Here is a 19,511-nt window from a genome sequence, read left to right on the forward strand (position 1 = left end):
TCGCCATTCGGCAACAAAGTGGTTAGCGCAGGATTTTTTTCTCAGCCAGATCCAGTGCGAAGTAGCTGAAGATCAGATCCGCGCCAGCGCGTTTGATCGAGCCTAAGCTTTCCAGAACCACTTTCTCTTCATCTATTGCACCTGCCATCGCCGCGAATTTGATCATCGCGTATTCACCGCTGACCTGATAAGCGCCAATCGGCAGCTCGGTGCGCTCGCGGATATCACGCAGAATATCGAGATACGCGCCAGCCGGTTTCACCATCAGGCAGTCTGCGCCCTGGGCTTCATCCAGCAGCGATTCGCGAATCGCTTCACGGCGATTCATCGGGTTCATTTGATACGTTTTACGATCGCCTTTCAGCGCCGTGCCTGCGGCTTCACGGAACGGGCCGTAGAAAGAAGAGGCAAACTTGGTGGAGTAGGACATGATCGCAGTATCGGTGAAGCCCGCGGCGTCCAGAGCCTGGCGAATCGCCTGTACCTGGCCGTCCATTGCGGCGGAAGGGGCGATGAAATCTGCGCCCGCTGCTGCGGCAACGACTGCCTGCTTGCCGAGGTTAGCAAGGGTTAAGTCGTTATCAACGCCGTGTTCGCATAATACACCGCAGTGACCGTGCGAGGTGTATTCACAGAAACAGGTGTCGGACATGACGATCATTTCCGGTACGGTCTGCTTACAGATACGCGACATGCGCGCCACCAGACCGTCTTCTTTCCAGGCATCGCTGCCGGTCTCATCGGTGTGATGAGAAATCCCGAAGGTCATGACCGAGCGGATGCCTGCATTAGCAATACGTTCGATTTCGCGCGCCAGGTGTTTCTCTGGTATGCGCATCACGCCGGGCATGGCGTCGATAGCTTTGTAATCGTCGAGTTCTTCTTCAACAAAGATCGGCAACACCAGGTCATTTAAGCTGAGTGTTGTCTCTTCAAACATAGCGCGCAGCGCAGGGGATTTGCGCAGGCGACGAGGGCGTTGGATTAGGTCTGTCATGGTATGCCTGATGTTTGTGGAATCGAAGGCCGTAGTATACCCGAACCTGAGGGCGAGGGGTTTACGAAAGTTGGCGTTATGCCGAGGTTATGGTGATGTTACCAATGCTTGGTATTATGTGTTATCTCTATTTTTGCAATTATGACTATTTTAAATAGTGATTAGTTTTATGGTGAATTTAGTTTAATTTGATTTTTAATTAAGTGGCGGGATTTAACGGTATTTATTTGCTGACGTTTGATTTTTAAGTTAATCATAAGTTCAATATATTGTTTTGCCAATGGTTTTACATGTAACTGTCTAAAATAAAAATGATTTTTACGTTTGTTTTCTGTTTCGAATAATTTGCATATCTATTGTCCGTAATCGGACTTAAGCCAAAGAATAATTGAACCTTTCCTTTGTGAAACCGCATAATCTTCCCTGCGAAACATAAAATGTTTTCTTTGCATTGATAATTGATGGATCAACTATATTACGTCCCTGAGGAGGGATGACAAATGCACACTTGGAAAAAGAAACTTGTAGTATCACAATTAGCATTAGCCTGCACTTTGGCAATCACTTCTCAGGCGAATGCTTCAACTGATATCTCTGGGACCACCTACACAACGTTTGCTCATTATAATGACGCATCCTATGCGGATGGCGTCTATTATGATGGATATGTTGGTTGGAACAATTACGACACCGATAGTATTTATAACGGTGATATTTATCCGGTAATCAATAACGCCACTGTCAACGGCGTTATTTCTACTTATTATCTGGATGATGGACTGTCAACTAACAGCAATAACAATAGCCTGACGATTAAAAACAGCACCATTCACGGTATGGTGACATCCGAATGTATGACCACGGATTGTACTAACCGTACGGGTACTGACTATTACTACGATCGCCTGGCGATGAACGTCATCAATTCAACTATCGATGACAACTACGAACATTATACCTACAACGGTACGTATAATGACGCAGCTGACACACACGTTGTCGACGTTTATAACCTGGGTACAGCTATCACGCTGGATCAAGAAGTTGATCTGTCTATCTCCGCCAACTCTCATGTCGCTGGCATAACCCTGACTCAGGGTTACGAGTGGGCAGATATTGACGATAATACCGTCAGCACTGGCGTAAACAGCAGTGAAGTATTTAACAACACTATCGCTGTCAGCGATTCTACTCTGACCTCTGGTTCATGGACTGACGAAGGCACCACCGGTTGGTTTGGTAACACCAGCAATGCAAGCGACTACAGCGGCTCTTATACTCCAGACGATATTGCGTTAGCGGTTATTGCTAATCCAAATGCGGATAACGCGATGCAGACCACCGCAACGTTTAACAATTCCACGCTGATGGGTGACGTGCTGTTCTCCAGCAACTTCGATGAGAATTTCTTCCCGAACGGTGCTGACACTTATCGCGATACCGATGCTGACCTGGATACCAATGGTTGGGACGGTACTGACCGTCTGGATCTGACTCTGAACAACGGCAGTAAGTGGGTCGGCGCGGCAATGTCCGTGCACCAGGTTGACACCGATGGTGACGGAGTTTATGACAGCTACGATGCGGGTACTGAAGCCACCGCTACGCTGATCGACATCACCGCTAACAGCCTGTGGCCGGATTCAACCTACGGTATTGATAGCGACACAACTTCTTATGACGAAAATGGTCATGTAGTGGGCAACGCTGTCTACCAGAGCGGCCTGTTCAACGTCACGCTGAACGGTGCTTCACAGTGGGATACCACCAAAACTTCCCTGATTGATACCCTGAGCATCAACAGCGGTTCTGTCGTCAACGTGGGTGATTCTGAGCTGGTTGCTGACTCTATCTCTCTGACCGGTGCTTCTGCACTGAACATCAACGAAGATGGTCACGTTGCGACGGATACGCTGTCTATCGACAACAGTACTGTCACAATCGCCGATGATGTTTCTGCTGGCTGGAATGTGCTTGAAGCTGCGCTGTATGCAAACACCATTAACGTCACTAACAACGGCGTTCTGGATGTGGGTAACAGTACCGGTAATGCACTGCAGGTTGATACCCTGAACCTGACTAGCTACACCGACGCTTATAACCATGTTAACGCGGGTGTTTTCGACATCAACAGCACTGACTATGTGCTGAATGCTGATCTGACCAACGATCGCACTAACGATAAATCTCAGTCTAACTACGGTTATGGCGTGATCGCGATGAACTCTGATGGTCATCTGACTATCAACGGTAACGGCGATTCCGACACCTCAGGCGATCAGTCTGAAGTTGATAACTATGGTGACCACGTAGCGGCGGCAACTGGTAACTATAAAGTCCGTATCGACAACGCGACTGGCGCAGGTTCTGTTGCGGATTACAAGGGTAACGAGCTGGTCTACGTTAACGACGCGAACAGCACTGCGACCTTCTCTGCAGCTAACAAAGCTGACCTGGGTGCTTACACCTATCAGGCACAGCAGCAGGGTAACACCGTTGTTCTGCAGCAGATGGAACTGACAGACTACGCGAACATGGCGCTGAGCATTCCGTCTGCTAACACCAATATCTGGAACCTGGAACAAGATACCGTTGGTACTCGTCTGACTAACGCGCGTCATGGTCTGGTTGATAACGGTGGTGCATGGGTTAGCTACTTCGGTGGTAGCTTCGATGCAGATAACGGCACCATTAACTACGATCAGGATGTTAACGGCATCATGGTCGGTGTTGATTCCAAAATTGATGGTAACAACGCTAAGTGGATTGTCGGTGCTGCAGCAGGCTTCGCGAAAGGTGATATGAGCGACCGTACCGGTCAGGTGGATCAGGATAGCCAGACTGCCTACATCTACTCTTCTGCTCACTTTACCAACAACATCTTTGTTGACGGTAACTTAAGCTACTCTCACTTCAACAACGATTTGACTGCTAACATGAGCAACGGTCAGTATGTTGATGGCAGCACCTCTTCTGATGCCTGGGGCTTTGGCTTGAAACTGGGTTATGACCTGAAACTGGGTGACGCAGGTTACGTAACGCCATACGGCAGCGTATCCGGTCTGTTCCAGTCTGGTGATGACTATAAGCTGAGCAACGACATGAAAGTTGACGGTCAGTCTTATGACAGCATGCGTTATGAACTCGGTGTCGATGCAGGTTATACCTTCGCTTATAGCGACGACCAGGCGCTGACCCCGTACTTCAAACTGGCCTACGTTTACGACGACTCTAACAACGATTCTGACGTAAACGGCGACTCTATCGACAACGGTGTAGAAGGTTCTGCGGTACGTGTTGGACTGGGTACTCAGTTCAGCTTTACCAAAAACTTCAGCGCATACACCGATGCTAACTACCTCGGTGGTGGCGATGTTGATCAAGACTGGTCTGCAAATGTTGGTGTTAAATATACCTGGTAAGACATCTCTTGTTGTTAAAGAAAAGATAATCTAACTCAGAAAAATGCCCGTCACGGATTTGACGGGCATTTATTGCAAGGGATGCCCAAATGTTGTCTGCAAATAAACCGCTTGTGGAATTTGGTAAGCTTGATAAATGTTTGTCAAAATATGGCAAACACTTTGAGTGTGATAACGATAAAGAAATAATTTATTCCAGTGATATAAACAGTGACGATACCTTTATCATTTTAAATGGTGTAATTTCCCTGAGGCGAGGGGAGAATGTGCTGGTCGGTATTGCGCAGGCACCGTTTATTATGGGGCTTTCAGATGGTGTGATAAAAACAGATATACAATACAGATTAATCACGGAAAGCGATTGTACGGGATACCATCTACCCGCCTCGCAAACAATTAATATAATTGAAGAGTGCCAGCTTTGGCGTGAAGCTTTTTGTTGGTTGGCATGGCAAAACTCCATGCTTGAATTACGCGATCTGCAGTTGATCGGCAACAACTCCTACGATCAGATCCGCGCGACATTGATCTCTATGACGAAATGGGATGAAGCCCTTCGTTCACGCATCGGCGTTATGAACTATATTCACCAACGCACACGAATTTCACGCTCGGTTGTCGCTGAGATTCTCGCAGCATTGCGTAAAGGCGGTTACATTGAAATGAATAAAGGCAAACTGGTATGCATTAACCGTTTGCCTTTTGAGTATTGAATCAGGATGCAGGAATGACCTGTGGCTTGTACCCGCTCAACTCTGCAACCAGTTCGTTGATACCGTCGCTCATATTGGTAAAACGGGTCAGCGGAGAGCGCGTCACTACGACAAATGCCCCAACGTTTTGCTGTGGGATCATCGCCATATAGGTAATGAATCCACCGCCGCCACCGGTTTTTTGAATAATTCCCGGTCTGCCATTCTTCGGCGCCATGTAGACCCAGCCCAAACCAAGCGCATCGGCTCTGCCTGGAACGTCCATTCCCACCACTTTAGTTAACTGCGTACGCTGGTAAATCAGCGTCTGCATCCGGTCGGCCTGCTGGCTACGATGATAAAAGTCAGAAGAAAGATACTGCTGCATCCAGCGCATCATATCGCCAGGCGTTGAATAGACGCCGCCGCTGCCCATCGCTGCCAGCGTATTGTTACAAGGACTGGCACCTTTTTCCGCGACCATCAGGCGTCGACACTGATCGGGGGACGGCGTAAAGGTGGTGTCTTTCATCCCCAGCGGGCGGGTGATTTTTTCTTCAAACAGCTGCGGATAAGGCTTACCGGACGCGGTACCCAGCGCATCGGCCAGCAGGTCAAACGCCAGGTTGGAATAAGAAGCCTGCGATCCTGGTGCGGCTTTAAGCGTAGCCGTTGAGAGATAGCTCCAACGCTGCTCGCGGGTTGGCCAGACAAACACCGGGCGCTTGGCCGCGCCGCCAGGCTGTTCGCGCGGCAGTGCGCTCGTATGCGTCGCCAGATTCACCAGCGTAATTGGTGTTCCTTGATAAGTGGGTACGCGTGCGCCAGGAGGTGCATATTTACTCAATGGATCGTTGAGTTTGACCGTGCCCTGATCGAGTAATTTCACCAGCATTTCGCTGGTCATTAATTTGGTAATTGAGGCAATGCGGATTACGGAATCCAGTTGCGGGTGAACATTATTGCCGGGGCGTGTTTCACCAAAACTGCGAAATACACGCTGATTACCATCAATCACCACGAGCGCCATCCCCGTAGCACCACTGCCGTAAAATATATGGTCGGCATAACGATCAACGATATCAGAGGCGAAGACCGGATCGGTTATAGGCTGTGCCGCCTGGACAGATGTCAATGACGCCGCACACAGCGCGGCAGAAAAAAGCAGACTACGTTTCAACGGTGGTGTCCATGAGTTAGAGAAAGTGAAAAAGGATGTCGTGCGTATGCGTATTTATACTACTCATCGGCGTATTGCAAAGCGCTTATCAACCAATGATAGTGGGAAAAACGTAACGATGAGTAAACACAGGAGTTTCCTGGATTGCGGATGTTCGCTTTTGTGATCTCACGCTGTGATAATCTGCACATACTGGAACGTTGTCGAGTGTGAAAACCACAGAAACAATTCTTCATAACCGAGGTGCGAACTAAGTGCCTCGGTTTTGGTCACAATTGTCGGTTTCAGCTTGTGTTTTTGGGCGTAAGCCGTCTGGCCTCCGCACTCTACGGTGGCAAATGCACAGCAGTCGTCATAACGATAAGAAGTTAGCAGGAGAGCACTATGTTTAAGTCTTTTTTCCCAAAGCCGGGGCCGTTCTTTATTTCGGCATTTATTTGGGCACTCGTCGCCGTTGTATTCTGGCAAGCAGGTGGAGGAGCCTGGGTTGCACATATTACCGGCGCGTCGGGAGACGTACCTATTAGCGCAGCGCGTTTCTGGTCGTTGGATTACCTGATTTTTTATGCGTACTACATTCTTTGTGTCGGGGTGTTTGCGCTGTTCTGGTTTCTCTACAGCCCACACCGCTGGCAGTACTGGTCTATTCTGGGCACATCGCTGATTATTTTTGTGACCTGGTTTCTGGTTGAAGTCGGCGTCGCCGTCAACGCCTGGTATGCGCCATTTTATGACCTGATTCAAACTGCGCTCAGCGCACCACACAAGGTGAAGATTGAGCAGTTCTATCATGAAGTGGGCGTTTTTCTCGGCATTGCGCTGATAGCCGTGGTCATTGGTGTGATGAACAACTTCTTCGTTAGCCACTATGTGTTCCGCTGGCGTACCGCGATGAACGAACACTATATGGCGCACTGGCAGCATTTGCGTCACATCGAAGGCGCAGCGCAGCGTGTGCAGGAAGACACCATGCGTTTTGCTTCTACGCTGGAAGATATGGGCGTCAGCTTTATCAACGCGATTATGACGCTGATTGCCTTCCTGCCTGTACTGGTAACGCTCTCAGCCCATGTTCCTGACCTGCCGATTGTTGGACATGTGCCTTATGGCCTGGTGATTGCCGCGATTGTCTGGTCGCTGATGGGAACCGGTTTACTGGCCGTGGTCGGGATAAAGCTTCCCGGGCTGGAGTTTAAAAACCAGCGCGTGGAAGCGGCCTATCGTAAAGAATTGGTCTATGGCGAAGATGATGGCAACCGTGCGACGCCACCGACGGTGCGTGAACTGTTCCATGCGGTACGGCAAAACTACTTCCGTCTCTATTTTCACTATATGTACTTCAATATTGCCCGTATTCTTTACCTGCAGGTTGATAACGTTTTCGGCTTGTTCCTGCTGTTTCCGTCGATTGTTGCCGGTACGATTACGCTCGGCCTGATGACGCAAATCACTAACGTGTTTGGCCAGGTGCGCGGCTCGTTCCAGTATCTGATTAACTCCTGGACAACGTTAGTAGAACTGATGTCTATTTATAAGCGTCTGCGCAGCTTTGAACGAGAGCTTGATGGTCAGGATATTCAGGAAGTTACCCATACGCTGAGTTAATAATAAGGAGATGTTATGTCGACGGTTTCCCGTCTTTACCCCTTGTCTGGTCTGGCAGCACTGGTGCTGGTGGGATGTAGTAGCCAACCTGCGCAGCCGCTAAAAAAGGGGGAGAAAGCCGTCGATGTGGCGAGCGTGGTGCGCCAGAAAATGCCCGCCAGCGTGAAAGACCGGGACGCATGGGCGCAGGATTTGGCAAAGACCTTTGAAAGCCAGAAGCTGGCACCAACGGTTGAAAATATCTGTTCGGTGCTGGCGGTTGCGCAGCAGGAGTCAAACTTCCAGGCCGATCCGGCTGTTCCTGGTTTAAGCAAAATCGCCTGGAAAGAGATTGACCGTCGCGCAGAACGCATGCATATCCCGCTGTTTGTCGTGCATACCGCGCTAAAGATTAACTCGCCAACGGGGAAAAGCTACAGCGAGCGTCTGGATACGGTGAAGACGGAAAAACAGCTTAGCGCCATCTTTGATGATTTCATCAACATGGTGCCGATGGGGCAGACATTGTTCGGATCGCTTAATCCGGTACATACCGGTGGTCCAATGCAGGTCAGTATCGCGTTTGCTGAGCAGCACACCAGCGGGTATCCGTGGAAAATGGCGGGGACGGTACGTCAGGAAGTGTTTAGCCGCCGTGGTGGGTTGTGGTTCGGTACGTATCATCTGCTCAACTACCCGGCGAATTACAGTGCGCCAATCTTCCGCTTCGCCGATTTTAATGCCGGATGGTATGCGAGCCGCAATGCAGCTTTCCAGAATGCGGTCAGTAAAGCCAGCGGAGTGAAGCTGGCGATGGACGGGGATCTGATTCTCTATGGCAGCAGTGAGCCGGGCAAAACGGAGCTGGCGGTACGTAAACTGGCCGGGAAGCTAGGGATGAGCGAGAGTGAGATCCGCCGTCAACTGCAAAAAGGTGACAGCCTGGCCTTTGAAAAAACCGCATTGTACGAAAAGGTTTATAAGCTGGCGGAAGCGAAGACCGGGAAAACGTTACCCCGTGAAATGCTGCCGGGCATTCAACTGGAAAGCCCGAAGATCACGCGTAATCTGACTACCGCATGGTTTGCTAAACGGGTGGACGATCGTCGGGCGAAGTGTATGAATCAGTCATCTTTATGATGACGGTGACGCCAGCGCATGACCGCCGCTATGACGCCAAGAATCAGGCTTCCGGCCAGGAAGGGGATCAGTCCAAAGAGGGTACCGACGCCTAAACCGATTTCAACCCGCGGGCGTCCTGTCTCCTGCATTTGCAGCTGCATCAGTTCTTCATAGATGCCGGGCGCGTGGGCCAACAGATTTAAAATCTGTGCACCCGCCCAGAAGCAAAACAGCACAAATACGGCATACGCAATGTTGCCGGGCAGGGAGGAGGGATCCCGATGCTTGCCCTTAAACAGGGATTTTGAGAGCGTAAAATCAGCCATAAAGACCTCCGGAAATAACCTGCTTTTTTTGACGTAATGCCTGGAACTGAGAGTGAGTCTGACAGGTGATCGGCAATGTCAATATCAGAATGATGGTAATTTCAGGTAGAGATTATTCCTGGATTTCGGTTTTTTGTTGGCGGTCACAATTATGTAACCTTAAGTTAAACTGAGTTACATTTAAGAAATTCCGCACAGGCCACAGACGCCCTCGGGGAAATGTGCGAGGATGCCTTACTGTGTTGTATTTCCACCGGAGCTGTTATGAACCTGCCTGTAAAAATCCGCCGAGACTGGCACTACTATGCTTTCGCTATTGGGCTTATCTTTATTCTGAATGGCGTGGTGGGGTTATTAGGTTTTGAAGCGCAGGGATGGCAAACTTATGCGGTGGGGCTGGTGACCTGGGTGATTAGCTTTTGGCTGGCCGGATTAATCATCCGCCGCCGCGTTGAAGATGATGAAGCAAAGGATGCCCAATAGCTCTATCAGGCATCCTGACGGGTTTACATACTGGTTTTCAGCGCGCTATCCGCAGCATGGCGTTCCAGCGCCAGTTCGATCAGGCGAGTGATCAAATCGGTATAGCCTAAACCGCTCGCTTGCCACAGTTTCGGATACATACTGATGTTGGTAAAGCCTGGCAGCGTGTTGATCTCATTGATCACAACGTCGTTTTCAGCAGTTAAGAAGACGTCCACGCGCGCCATGCCGGCACAGCCCAGAGTCTGGTAGGCCTGAATGGCGATTTCGCGGATCTTATCGTTAATCTCTGGCGCAATTGCTGCCGGAACGACAACTTTGGCACCGTTATCGTCAATGTATTTAGTGTCGTAAGCGTAAAAATCGCTGTTCAGCACGATCTCACCACAGGTACTGGCCTGCGGATGATCGTTGCCCAGTACCGCACATTCGATCTCGCGGCCTTTGATCCCTTGCTCCACAACGACTTTATGATCGAATTCAAATGCCAGCGCGACGGCCTGATCGTATTGGGCTTCGCTGGTTACTTTACTGACGCCAACGGACGATCCCTGGTTGGCCGGTTTTACAAACAGCGGCAGACCCAGGCGGGATTCCACTTCGGCAAAGCTGATGCTGTTGCGATTCGCGCGAGTGAGCGTAATAAATGGCGCGATGTTTAACCCGGCATCACGCAGCAGACGTTTGGTCACGTCTTTATCCATACAGGCAGCAGAACCCAGCACATCAGAACCGACAAACGGCAGGTTCGCCACGCGCAGCATGCCCTGCAGAGAGCCATCTTCACCCAAAGTACCGTGTACGATTGGGAAAATAACATCGACCGTCGGCAGCGGTTGACCGTTTTGTGCATCGATCAACTGGTGCTCTTGTTTACCCGGTACCTGCGCCAGGCTGGTCTCAGAAGGTCGCAACGCAATATGCGCCGGATCGTCTGAATTGAGCAGATAGTTACTGGCATCGCTGACGTGCCATTGCCCTTGTTTATCAATACCTAACAGCACAACGTCAAAGCGAGTCTTGTCGATGGCATCGACAATATTTTTTGCCGATTGCAATGACACTTCATGTTCCGCTGATTTACCACCAAATACGATTCCTACCCGCAACTTTGCCATCTTAAAAACCCATTCCATGAATGCAAAGCACATACATTACCACGACAAAACGCAGGTTTCCTCGGCTTCTGGCAGATTGTTTTGGCGAATGACAGGGGATTAGAAGGGGACAGACACGCAGATCGCGCGGGAAGCACAATCCCCTGTTTATATTATGGGTTTGATGTGAGCTATATCACAAATATGATGAGCGGGAAGATAAAATCCTAAACTGTGATTTATCGCACCTGTAGACCCTTATTCGGCTAAGTAATTTGTTAAGCTGCTCGCAGTTTTCAGCTACTTATCGTTATGAGTCCTTATGGAATCCTGGAGAGTTAACCTTATTTCCGTTTGGTTCGGATGCTTTTTTACCGGACTGGCGATTAGCCAAATCTTGCCTTTTTTACCACTCTATATCTCCCAACTGGGCGTGACCTCGCATGAAGCGCTATCAATGTGGTCCGGATTAACGTTCAGCGTCACCTTCCTGATTTCAGCCATTGTTTCTCCGATGTGGGGCAGTCTAGCCGACCGCAAAGGACGCAAGCTGATGCTGCTGCGGGCCTCACTGGGGATGGCCATTGCGATTTTGCTACAGGCATTTGCCACTAACGTCTGGCAGCTTTTTCTGCTGCGCGGGGTGATGGGGTTAACCTCCGGCTATATTCCTAATGCGATGGCGCTGGTTGCGTCCCAGGTTCCACGCGAGCGCAGCGGCTGGGCGCTGAGTACGCTCTCTACGGCGCAAATTAGCGGCGTCATTGGCGGACCGCTGATGGGAGGCTTTATCGCCGATCATGTTGGCTTACGGGCGGTATTCTGTATTACCGCCGCCTTACTGGTGGTGAGTTTTCTGGTCACACTGTTCTTGATCAAAGAGGGCGTTCGCCCGACGATTAAAAAAAGCGAACGTCTGAGTGGGAAGGCCGTGTTTGCCTCGCTTTCGCATCCGGCGTTGGTGATCAGCCTGTTTTTTACCACCATGGTGATTCAACTGTGTAACGGCTCAATTGGGCCTATTCTGGCGCTATTTATTAAATCAATGGTCCCGGACAGTTCGAATATTGCTTTTCTCAGTGGGCTGATTGCCTCAGTACCGGGCATTTCTGCTCTGATTTCCGCGCCCCGACTTGGTAAATTAGGCGACCGTATTGGTACTGAGCGGATTTTAATGGCGACGTTAATCTTCGCGGTGGTGCTGTTTTTTGCCATGTCGTGGGTTACCACGCCGTTGCAGTTGGGAATTCTACGTTTTCTGCTCGGCTTTGCTGATGGTGCGATGTTGCCGGCGGTGCAGACGCTGTTGGTGAAATACTCCAGCGACCAGATAACCGGACGCATCTTTGGCTATAACCAGTCATTTATGTACCTTGGCAACGTCGCAGGGCCATTGATGGGGGCAACGGTTTCGGCAATGGCGGGGTTCCGTTGGGTGTTCATTGCTACAGCAAGCATTGTGCTTATCAATATCTGGCAACTGGCTATCGCGTTGCGACGTCGGCGCGCGGCTCGTTGAGGTCCTGATTAACAACGCTGCTTGTCAGCGTTGTTAATCCATAATTGTGTATTATATATTTGTGTGATTATTAATTTTCTTACCTTTTTATATTGAATCATTCTGCTTCAGGACTCATTTTCCCTTATTTTGTGTTGTGATTGTTTTCGCAAATCGTTTTATTTCTTATAAAAATACAACTTTCATCCTCTAGGCAGTCGTGAGCCTTAATGATAACGTGACCCATATTTTGTTAAGGGAATAGGCAAATGAAAAACCTCGTCACTGAGTTGTTACTTAAGCTCGCGCAAAAAGAAGAAGAATCGCAAGATCTGGCGGCACAGGTCGAAACGTTAGAGCGGGTAATCATCGAAATGCTGCGCAATATGGCGTGGAACGATCGGCAAATATTTATTCGTCAAATTGAGGGGGCGCTGGCTGGCGGAAACCGCATGCCCGCGTTTCTGACGAACATACATAATGCTGGTGAGTGCGTACCAAAAGCGTTGTGATCCATCTGTGGTGGGGTAACCACAAATTATCATAAAAGTGTCACATCAAATACTTATAGTCGCTTTGTTTTAATTTTACCGTATTTATACATGGAGAATATAAAGTGAAACAAAGCGCTCTGGCTATTGCCCTGTTACCTTTGCTGTTTACCCCGGTTATTAATGCAGAAACATCTACTGTAGCGGTTATGGATAATCGTGCTGCTCAGGGAGATATCACCACGCCGGGTGGCGCTCGCCGATTGTCTGCCGATCAAACGGCAGCTCTGCGCGAATCCCTGAACGATAAACCGGCCAAAAATATAATTTTACTGATTGGCGATGGGATGGGCGACTCCGAAATAACGGCAGCGCGAAATTATGCTGAAGGCGCGGGCGGCTTTTTTAAAGGTATTGATGCTTTACCGTTGACCGGACAATACACACATTATGCGTTGGATAAGAAAACGGGCAAGCCCGATTATGTGACAGATTCAGCAGCATCTGCGACAGCATGGACAACCGGCGTGAAGACCTATAACGGGGCGCTGGGTGTGGATATTCATGAAAAAGATCACACCACGATTCTGGAAATGGCCAAAGCGGCAGGTCTGGCGACAGGCAACGTTTCCACGGCTGAATTGCAGGATGCCACGCCGGCCGCACTGGTTGCCCATGTCACTTCGCGTAAATGCTATGGTCCGAGCGTGACGGCTGAAAAATGCCCGACGAACGCGCTGGAAAAAGGCGGTAAAGGGTCAATTACCGAACAATTATTGAATGCTCGTGCGGATGTTACGTTAGGCGGCGGAGCAAAGACTTTTACTGAAACCGCTACGGCAGGTGAGTGGCAGGGTAAAACGCTGCGAGAACAAGCCCAGGCCCGTGGTTACCAGATGGTGAGTGATGCCGCGACGCTGGCGGCTGTTAGCGAAGCGAATCAGGATAAACCGCTGTTGGGTCTGTTCTCAGACGGTAATATGCCAGTGCGTTGGGAAGGGCCGAAAGCGTCTTATCACGGCAACCTGGATAAGCCGGTAGTGACCTGTACGCCAAATCCAAAACGTAACGACAGCGTGCCAACGCTGGCGCAGATGACGGATAAAGCGATTGAGCTGTTAAGCAAAAATGAGAAAGGTTTCTTCCTGCAAGTAGAAGGCGCGTCGATCGATAAACAAGATCACGCCGCTAACCCGTGTGGACAAATTGGTGAAACGGTCGATCTGGATGAAGCGGTGCAGCGTGCACTTGCCTTTGCGAAGAAAGATGGCAACACCCTGGTTGTGGTAACCGCTGACCACGCGCATGCCAGCCAGATTGTCGCACCGGATACTAAAGCACCCGGTTTAACGCAGGCGCTGAACACTAAAGATGGCGCGGTGATGGTCATCAGCTATGGCAACTCTGAAGAAGAGTCCCAGGAGCACACCGGCAGCCAACTGCGTATTGCAGCCTATGGCCCTCATGCGGCGAATGTGGTTGGCCTGACCGATCAAACCGATCTGTTTTACACCATGAAAGCCGCGTTAGGACTGAAATAAGCTGACACCCGACGGCAATACTTTTGCCGTCGGGTGGTATTTTTATCGTTAGCAGCCAAACTTACCTGTGTGTCGTCGTTCAGAAAAGGATGGTGCTATGAAAATTACATTATTAATGACGTTACTCTTTGGCCTTATTTTTTTAACTACCGTCGGTGCTGCCGAGAAGACGTTAACCCCGCAACAACAGCGTATGACCACCTGCAATCAGCAGGCCACGGCGCAGACCTTAAAAGGGGATGCGCGTAAGACCTATATGAGTGATTGCCTGAAAAACAGTAAATCTGCGCCTGAGGAAAAGAGCCTGACGCCGCAGCAGCAGAAAATGCGTGAATGCAACGTCAAGGCGACGGAGCAGTCTCTGAAAGGCGATGATCGTAATAAGTTTATGAGCGCTTGCCTGAAAAAATCTGCTTAGCACTTCCGGGTGAGCAGGTAAAATCGCTCACCCGAAATATCATACTTCCGCCACCAGACCCCTTCCTATAATTTGGGAAATTTGTTTCAGAATATTCCCAAATACGATGAATGATGAAAACTTTTATCAAAAGAAGGTCGTCCCGAATGAAGCATTTATATTGCTTCATCAAAATGACCACCAACGTTCCGGTCTGCGATTTGCCCGACGAATCAGGCTGCCGCGAGCGGTGGGACTGGGGGGAATGTTTTTCCCTATCGCGTCGGTATTAGTTTCTCAGCCAATAACCGGAGGCTGGTGGCTTTTGCTGGTGGGATGGGCGTTTGTCTGGCCGCATCTGGCATGGCAATTGGCAAGTAAAGCTATCGATCCACTGCATAGCGAATATACCAACTTAAAAGCCGATGCCATTCTCGCCGGGATGTGGATGGGGATTATGGGGATAAACTTGCTGCCATCCACGGCGCTGTTGATGATTATCTGTATCAACCTGATGGGCGCAGGGGGTATGCGTGTCTTCATCGCAGGCGCCGTGTTGATGGTGGTTTCCTGCCTGGTGACGTTACAGTTAACGGATATTCCCGTGGCTTTTAGCAGTACGCAACTGAGTGTGCTGTTGTCGCTGCCGGTGTTAGTGGTTTACCCGTTGCTGTTTGCCTGGGTGAGTTACCAGACGCTCATCAGGCTGGCAGAACATAAACGTCGCTTACAGGTTATGAGCACGCGAGATGGGATGACCGGGGTTTATAACCGACGTCATTGGGAACTGTTGCTGCGGAATGAATTTGATAATTGCCGCCGCCATCAGCGTGATGCCACGCTCCTTATCATCGATATCGACCATTTTAAGAGTATCAATGATACGTGGGGCCATGACGTCGGGGATCAGGCCATTGTTGCACTGACCCGCCAGTTACAGATGACCTTACGCGGTAGCGATGTGATTGGTCGCTTTGGCGGTGATGAGTTTGCGGTAATCATGTGTGGCACGTCAGCGAGCAGCGCGATTGCAGCGATGTCTCGTGTTCACGAACGGCTTACCCAACTGCGTTTATCCTGCGCGCCGCAGGTTGACCTGCGCATTAGCGTGGGCGTTGCGCCGCTGACGTCTGAAACTGAACACTATCGAGAATGGTTAAAATCAGCAGATATGGCTCTCTACAAAGCAAAGAATTCCGGACGTAACCGCACTGAAGCGGCGGCCTGACGTCCGGCGGTGTTAACTCAGGAGCGGCTGAGTTTTTCCGACTGCTCCATGCACTTAATCATCGCTTCAATCACCGATGAACGGAAACCGCGTTCTTCCAGGACGCGTACCGCCTCAATGGTGGTTCCACCTGGCGAGCACACCATATCCTTCAATTCGCCAGGATGTTTACCCGTTTCCAGAACCATCTTCGCCGAACCCATTACCGCTTGTGCTGCAAATTTATAAGCCTGCGCGCGGGGCATCCCCCCCTGAACGGCGGCATCAGCCATCGCTTCGATAAACATAAATACATAGGCCGGTGCTGAACCGCTGACGCCAACGACCGGATGAATCATTGCCTCCGCAATGACTTCTGCTTCACCAAAGCAGCGGAAGATATTCAGCACATCGGCTGTTTCTTCTGGCGTGACTAAGGCGTTCGGCGTGACGGAGGTCATTCCGGCGTTCACCAGCGATGGCGTGTTTGGCATCGCGCGAATGATTTTACGGTCGTGACCCAGCGCGCGGGCCAGCTGATCGAGAGTGACGCCTGCGGCAATCGAGACGACCAGGGAATCTTTGTTCAGGCTGGAGGTAATTTCACTCAGCACCTTAATCATGATGCCTGGTTTTACGGCCCCAAAAACAATATCAGCGATTTGCGCGACTTCTTGTGCAGACTGCGCCGCATTAATGCCGTACTGGTCGTGTAGCGCGGCGACCTTATCGGGGGAAGGGGTGTAGACCCAGATTTGTCCGGGGAGAACCTGGCCGCTGGCGATCATGCCGCCAAGAATGGCTTTGCCCATATTACCGCAGCCGATAAAACCAATTTTCTTGTCCATCTTGTCACTCCCTATGGATGATATTCATTGTTTTATACCCGTCATACTTCAAGTTGCATGTGCGTTGGCTGCGTTCGCTCACCCGAATCACTTACCAGAGTAAGCTCATCGGGACTCACTCTCTTGCCGCCTGCCTGCAACCCGAATTATTTAGGGTAAATCTGGGAAAGCTAAGCTTAGCGCGGAATGAATATGTTCAGAAGGAGAAACAGCACTTTGCCTGAAAGTAAAAGCACGCGACAATGTGCGACAGCACACCAGTGGGGAGAAGCTATGACAATATGGGTGGATGCCGATGCGTGTCCGAATGTGATTAAAGACATTTTGTACCGCGCCGCTGAGCGCATGCAAATGCCGCTTGTTTTGGTGGCCAACCAAAGCCTGCGCGTCCCGCCTTCGCGTTTCATCAGCACATTACGTGTGCCTGCGGGCTTTGACGTGGCTGATAACGAGATTGTGCGTCAGTGCAGCGCCGGTGATTTAGTGATAACGGCAGATATTCCGCTGGCGGCTGAAGTGATTGAAAAAGGTGCGGCGGCGCTTAACCCGCGCGGCGAACGTTATACCGAAGCGACGATCCGTGAGCGTCTGATGATGCGTGATTTTATGGATACACTGCGTGCCAGCGGTATCCAGACCGGGGGGCCGGACAGCCTTTCGCCCCGCGACAGACAGCATTTTGCGGCTGAACTGGATAAGTGGTGGCTGGAAGTTCAGCGTAGAAAATAGAGTGTGTAATTTATTATTTACACTTTATTCATTGTGAATTCTTGTTATAGTAGGGGTTAACTCATCTCGCCATTCTTTCTGTAATTTTTTCTTTACGGTTTTGGCGATGTACTAGTTTGATGATATGATTATATTTTTAACCGCATCAGATCCCGCTTGTTGGCGGCTCTCTGGGGAAATTCTGTGATGACGCAACCTCTTTTTCTTGTTGGCCCCCGGGGGTGTGGTAAGACGACAACCGGTATGGCGCTGGCAAAGGCTATTGATTTCCAGTTCGTTGATACCGATCGCTGGTTGCAATCGCACGTGCAAATGACCGTGGCGGAAATCGTCGAAAGAGAAGGATGGGAAGGGTTTCGTGCCCAGGAAACGACCGCTCTGCAGGCTGTTACAGCTCCTGCCACGGTTGTTGCGACCGGCGGCGGTATCATTCTTACCGAATTTAATCGTCATTACATGCGCAGCCACGGCGTGGTTATCTATCTAAGCGCACCGGTATCGGTACTGGTTGATCGTCTGGAGGCCACGCCTGAAGAAGGATTGCGACCGACTCTAACCGGCAAACCGTTGACCGAAGAGGTTCAGGAAGTGCTCGCCCAGCGCGATGTTTTGTATCACGAGGCTGCGCACTATATCGTTGATGCCACCAATCCGCCTTCGCAGGTAGTGGAAGACATTCTTGGGATACTGGCGCAGGCAGCGCCACGGTTGCAGGGCGGTGTCTATACTTAATGTTCATCCAGTGAAAAGGAAGAACTATGCCGACACAACCACCTTACCCACGTCAAGCGACCATTGTTACGGTTGAAAAAGGGACGCCAGGCCAGACGGTAACCTGGTATCAACTTCGTGCCGACCACCCTAAACCGAATTCGTTGATCAGTGAGCATCCTTCAGCTCAGGAAGCGATGGATGCTAAAAAACGCTACGAAGACCCCGATAAAACCTGATATGAAGACCGCTCTGGCACGAGTCTTAAAAGTGCCAGTCCGGGCGTACATCACATTATTTTAAATTTCGCCGTATACAGTAAAAATTGAAAATTAAACAATAACAATCCAGTACTGGAATGATCTGGAATCTTTACACAATACACCGCCGATCTACTGCTACGCTTTTGAGCATTTGTAGCACAGGTCAGCGCCCGGCACTTATCCGGGATTTCACAGCAAAGTAAGAAGACGGTGGAGCAACAAATGAGTACGTCGTTGGCTATCCTCACGATTGGCGTTGTGCCGATGTGTGAGATGTTACCGCTCCTGACGGAATATATTGATGAACAGCACATTACTCACCACAGTCTGCTGGGGCAGATGCAGCGAGAAGATGTGATGGCCGAGTACGGGGCTTCACCCGGTGACGAGCTGTTATTAACGCTGCTTAGCGACCACCAACTTGCTCATGTCTCACGTCAGAAAGTGGAACGCTCGCTGCAAAGCATTGTGGAGGTTCTCGATAATCAGGGATTTGATGTGATCCTGCTGATGAGTACCGCCTCAATCACCCGTCTGACCGCCCGCAATAGTATCTTGTTGGAACCTATACGCATTATTCCCCCGTTAGTGGCTTCGATTGTCGAAGGGCATCAGGTTGGGGTCATTGTACCTGTTGCTGAATTGCTCAAAGCCCAGACACAAAAGTGGCAGGTGTTACAAACTCCGCCAGTGTACGCCGTGGCGAATCCAGTAGAAGGTTCTGAACAACAGCTGATTGATGCCGGGAAATATCTCCTTGAGCAAGGTGCTGATGTTCTTATGCTGGACTGCCTGGGGTTTCATCAACGTCATCGTGATTTACTGCAAAAGTCGCTGGATGTCCCGGTTCTGCTGTCCAATGTGTTGATTGCCCGACTGGCTTCGGAATTGCTGGCGTAATTTTGCGTGACAGGTGGAACGTC

19 protein-coding genes are annotated in these 19,511 nt (G+C 50.2%); 14 read left to right on the plus strand and 5 right to left on the minus strand.

The annotated features are described in order from the left end of the window. Nucleotides 1-22: 22 nt before the first annotated feature. The gene (gene hemB, locus OGY17_RS04390) at nt 23-997 is read right to left on the minus strand and encodes a porphobilinogen synthase (protein WP_003830941.1); all 975 of its coding nucleotides are present in this window, start codon (nt 995-997) and stop codon (nt 23-25) included. Nucleotides 998-1,497: 500 nt separating this feature from the next. Here hemB and ehaB point away from each other — a divergent pair, with 500 nt between their 5' ends. Next, nucleotides 1,498-4,419, plus strand: a complete 2,922-nt coding sequence (gene ehaB, locus OGY17_RS04395; RefSeq protein ID WP_286606487.1) for an autotransporter adhesin EhaB — start codon at nt 1,498-1,500, stop codon at nt 4,417-4,419. A gap of 89 nt (nt 4,420-4,508) precedes the next feature. Beyond that, nucleotides 4,509-5,132 (plus strand): hydrogen peroxide resistance inhibitor IprA, encoded by a 624-nt coding sequence (iprA, locus tag OGY17_RS04400; protein ID WP_103285695.1) that lies wholly within the window; start codon nt 4,509-4,511, stop codon nt 5,130-5,132. Between the two features lies 1 nt (nt 5,133). On the opposite strand, the gene ampH is transcribed toward iprA, so the two are convergent. Continuing rightward, nucleotides 5,134-6,291, minus strand: a complete 1,158-nt coding sequence (gene ampH / locus OGY17_RS04405) for a D-alanyl-D-alanine-carboxypeptidase/endopeptidase AmpH (RefSeq protein WP_003830945.1) — start codon at nt 6,289-6,291, stop codon at nt 5,134-5,136. A 384-nt stretch (nt 6,292-6,675) separates the two neighbouring features. On the opposite strand from ampH, the gene sbmA reads away from it, so the two are divergent. Together sbmA and OGY17_RS04415 are read left to right on the plus strand one after the other, a co-directional pair. Next, the gene (gene sbmA / locus OGY17_RS04410; RefSeq protein WP_191226343.1) at nt 6,676-7,896 is read left to right on the plus strand and encodes a peptide antibiotic transporter SbmA; all 1,221 of its coding nucleotides are present in this window, start codon (nt 6,676-6,678) and stop codon (nt 7,894-7,896) included. Nucleotides 7,897-7,911: 15 nt separating this feature from the next. Beyond that, entirely contained in the window at nt 7,912-9,015 is a 1,104-nt protein-coding gene (locus tag OGY17_RS04415) for a DUF1615 domain-containing protein (RefSeq protein ID WP_048214809.1), read from the plus strand. Here OGY17_RS04415 and OGY17_RS04420 read toward each other — a convergent pair. Continuing rightward, a complete protein-coding gene (locus tag OGY17_RS04420; protein ID WP_032942507.1) occupies nt 9,000-9,323 on the minus strand; it encodes a DUF2755 family protein in 324 nt (107 codons plus the stop codon). The two genes, OGY17_RS04415 and OGY17_RS04420, sit on opposite strands and share 16 nt — an antisense overlap. Nucleotides 9,324-9,587: 264 nt before the next feature. Here OGY17_RS04420 and OGY17_RS04425 point away from each other — a divergent pair, with 264 nt between their 5' ends. Further along, nucleotides 9,588-9,806: a DUF2754 domain-containing protein gene (locus OGY17_RS04425; RefSeq protein ID WP_003830949.1), complete on the plus strand. Its 219-nt coding sequence runs from the start codon at nt 9,588-9,590 to the stop codon at nt 9,804-9,806. A 23-nt stretch (nt 9,807-9,829) separates the two neighbouring features. Here OGY17_RS04425 and ddlA read toward each other — a convergent pair whose 3' ends face one another. After that, nucleotides 9,830-10,924, minus strand: coding sequence for a D-alanine--D-alanine ligase (gene ddlA / locus OGY17_RS04430; RefSeq protein ID WP_126319067.1), 1,095 nt, complete (start codon nt 10,922-10,924; stop codon nt 9,830-9,832). A gap of 301 nt (nt 10,925-11,225) precedes the next feature. Between ddlA and OGY17_RS04435 the strand changes: the two genes are divergently transcribed. The 5 genes from OGY17_RS04435 (at nt 11,226) to adrA (ending at nt 16,058) form a co-directional block, all read left to right on the plus strand. Further along, on the plus strand, nt 11,226-12,422 hold the full coding sequence (locus OGY17_RS04435; protein WP_100272851.1) for a multidrug efflux MFS transporter: 1,197 nt from the start codon (nt 11,226-11,228) through the stop codon (nt 12,420-12,422). Between the two features lie 248 nt (nt 12,423-12,670). Beyond that, entirely contained in the window at nt 12,671-12,913 is a 243-nt protein-coding gene (locus OGY17_RS04440; RefSeq protein ID WP_079935136.1) for a sigma-S stabilization anti-adapter protein IraP, read from the plus strand. Nucleotides 12,914-13,017: 104 nt separating this feature from the next. Next, nucleotides 13,018-14,433 (plus strand): alkaline phosphatase, encoded by a 1,416-nt coding sequence (gene phoA / locus OGY17_RS04445; RefSeq protein ID WP_008783904.1) that lies wholly within the window; start codon nt 13,018-13,020, stop codon nt 14,431-14,433. Between the two features lie 97 nt (nt 14,434-14,530). Continuing rightward, on the plus strand, nt 14,531-14,851 hold the full coding sequence (gene psiF / locus OGY17_RS04450; protein WP_003830956.1) for a phosphate starvation-inducible protein PsiF: 321 nt from the start codon (nt 14,531-14,533) through the stop codon (nt 14,849-14,851). Nucleotides 14,852-14,942: 91 nt separating this feature from the next. Further along, the gene (gene adrA, locus OGY17_RS04455; protein ID WP_095533161.1) at nt 14,943-16,058 is read left to right on the plus strand and encodes a diguanylate cyclase AdrA; all 1,116 of its coding nucleotides are present in this window, start codon (nt 14,943-14,945) and stop codon (nt 16,056-16,058) included. Nucleotides 16,059-16,075: 17 nt separating this feature from the next. On the opposite strand, the gene proC is transcribed toward adrA, so the two are convergent. Beyond that, nucleotides 16,076-16,885 carry a pyrroline-5-carboxylate reductase gene (gene proC / locus OGY17_RS04460; protein ID WP_008783907.1) on the minus strand — a complete coding sequence of 270 codons (810 nt, stop codon included), beginning with the start codon at nt 16,883-16,885 and terminating at the stop codon, nt 16,076-16,078. Nucleotides 16,886-17,158: 273 nt separating this feature from the next. Between proC and OGY17_RS04465 the strand changes: the two genes are divergently transcribed. The 4 genes from OGY17_RS04465 (at nt 17,159) to OGY17_RS04480 (ending at nt 19,488) form a co-directional block, all read left to right on the plus strand. Next, nucleotides 17,159-17,614, plus strand: coding sequence for a YaiI/YqxD family protein (locus OGY17_RS04465; protein ID WP_048214806.1), 456 nt, complete (start codon nt 17,159-17,161; stop codon nt 17,612-17,614). A 186-nt stretch (nt 17,615-17,800) separates the two neighbouring features. Then, the gene (aroL, locus tag OGY17_RS04470) at nt 17,801-18,346 is read left to right on the plus strand and encodes a shikimate kinase AroL (protein WP_284880183.1); all 546 of its coding nucleotides are present in this window, start codon (nt 17,801-17,803) and stop codon (nt 18,344-18,346) included. Between the two features lie 26 nt (nt 18,347-18,372). Continuing rightward, a complete protein-coding gene (gene yaiA, locus OGY17_RS04475; RefSeq protein ID WP_003021472.1) occupies nt 18,373-18,564 on the plus strand; it encodes a protein YaiA in 192 nt (63 codons plus the stop codon). Between the two features lie 246 nt (nt 18,565-18,810). Further along, nucleotides 18,811-19,488 carry an AroM family protein gene (locus OGY17_RS04480; RefSeq protein WP_003830963.1) on the plus strand — a complete coding sequence of 226 codons (678 nt, stop codon included), beginning with the start codon at nt 18,811-18,813 and terminating at the stop codon, nt 19,486-19,488. Nucleotides 19,489-19,511: the final 23 nt, after the last annotated feature.

It is taken from the genome of Citrobacter sp. Cpo126 (assembly GCF_030332445.1).
GTDB classification, from domain to species: Bacteria; Pseudomonadota; Gammaproteobacteria; order Enterobacterales; family Enterobacteriaceae; genus Citrobacter; species Citrobacter portucalensis.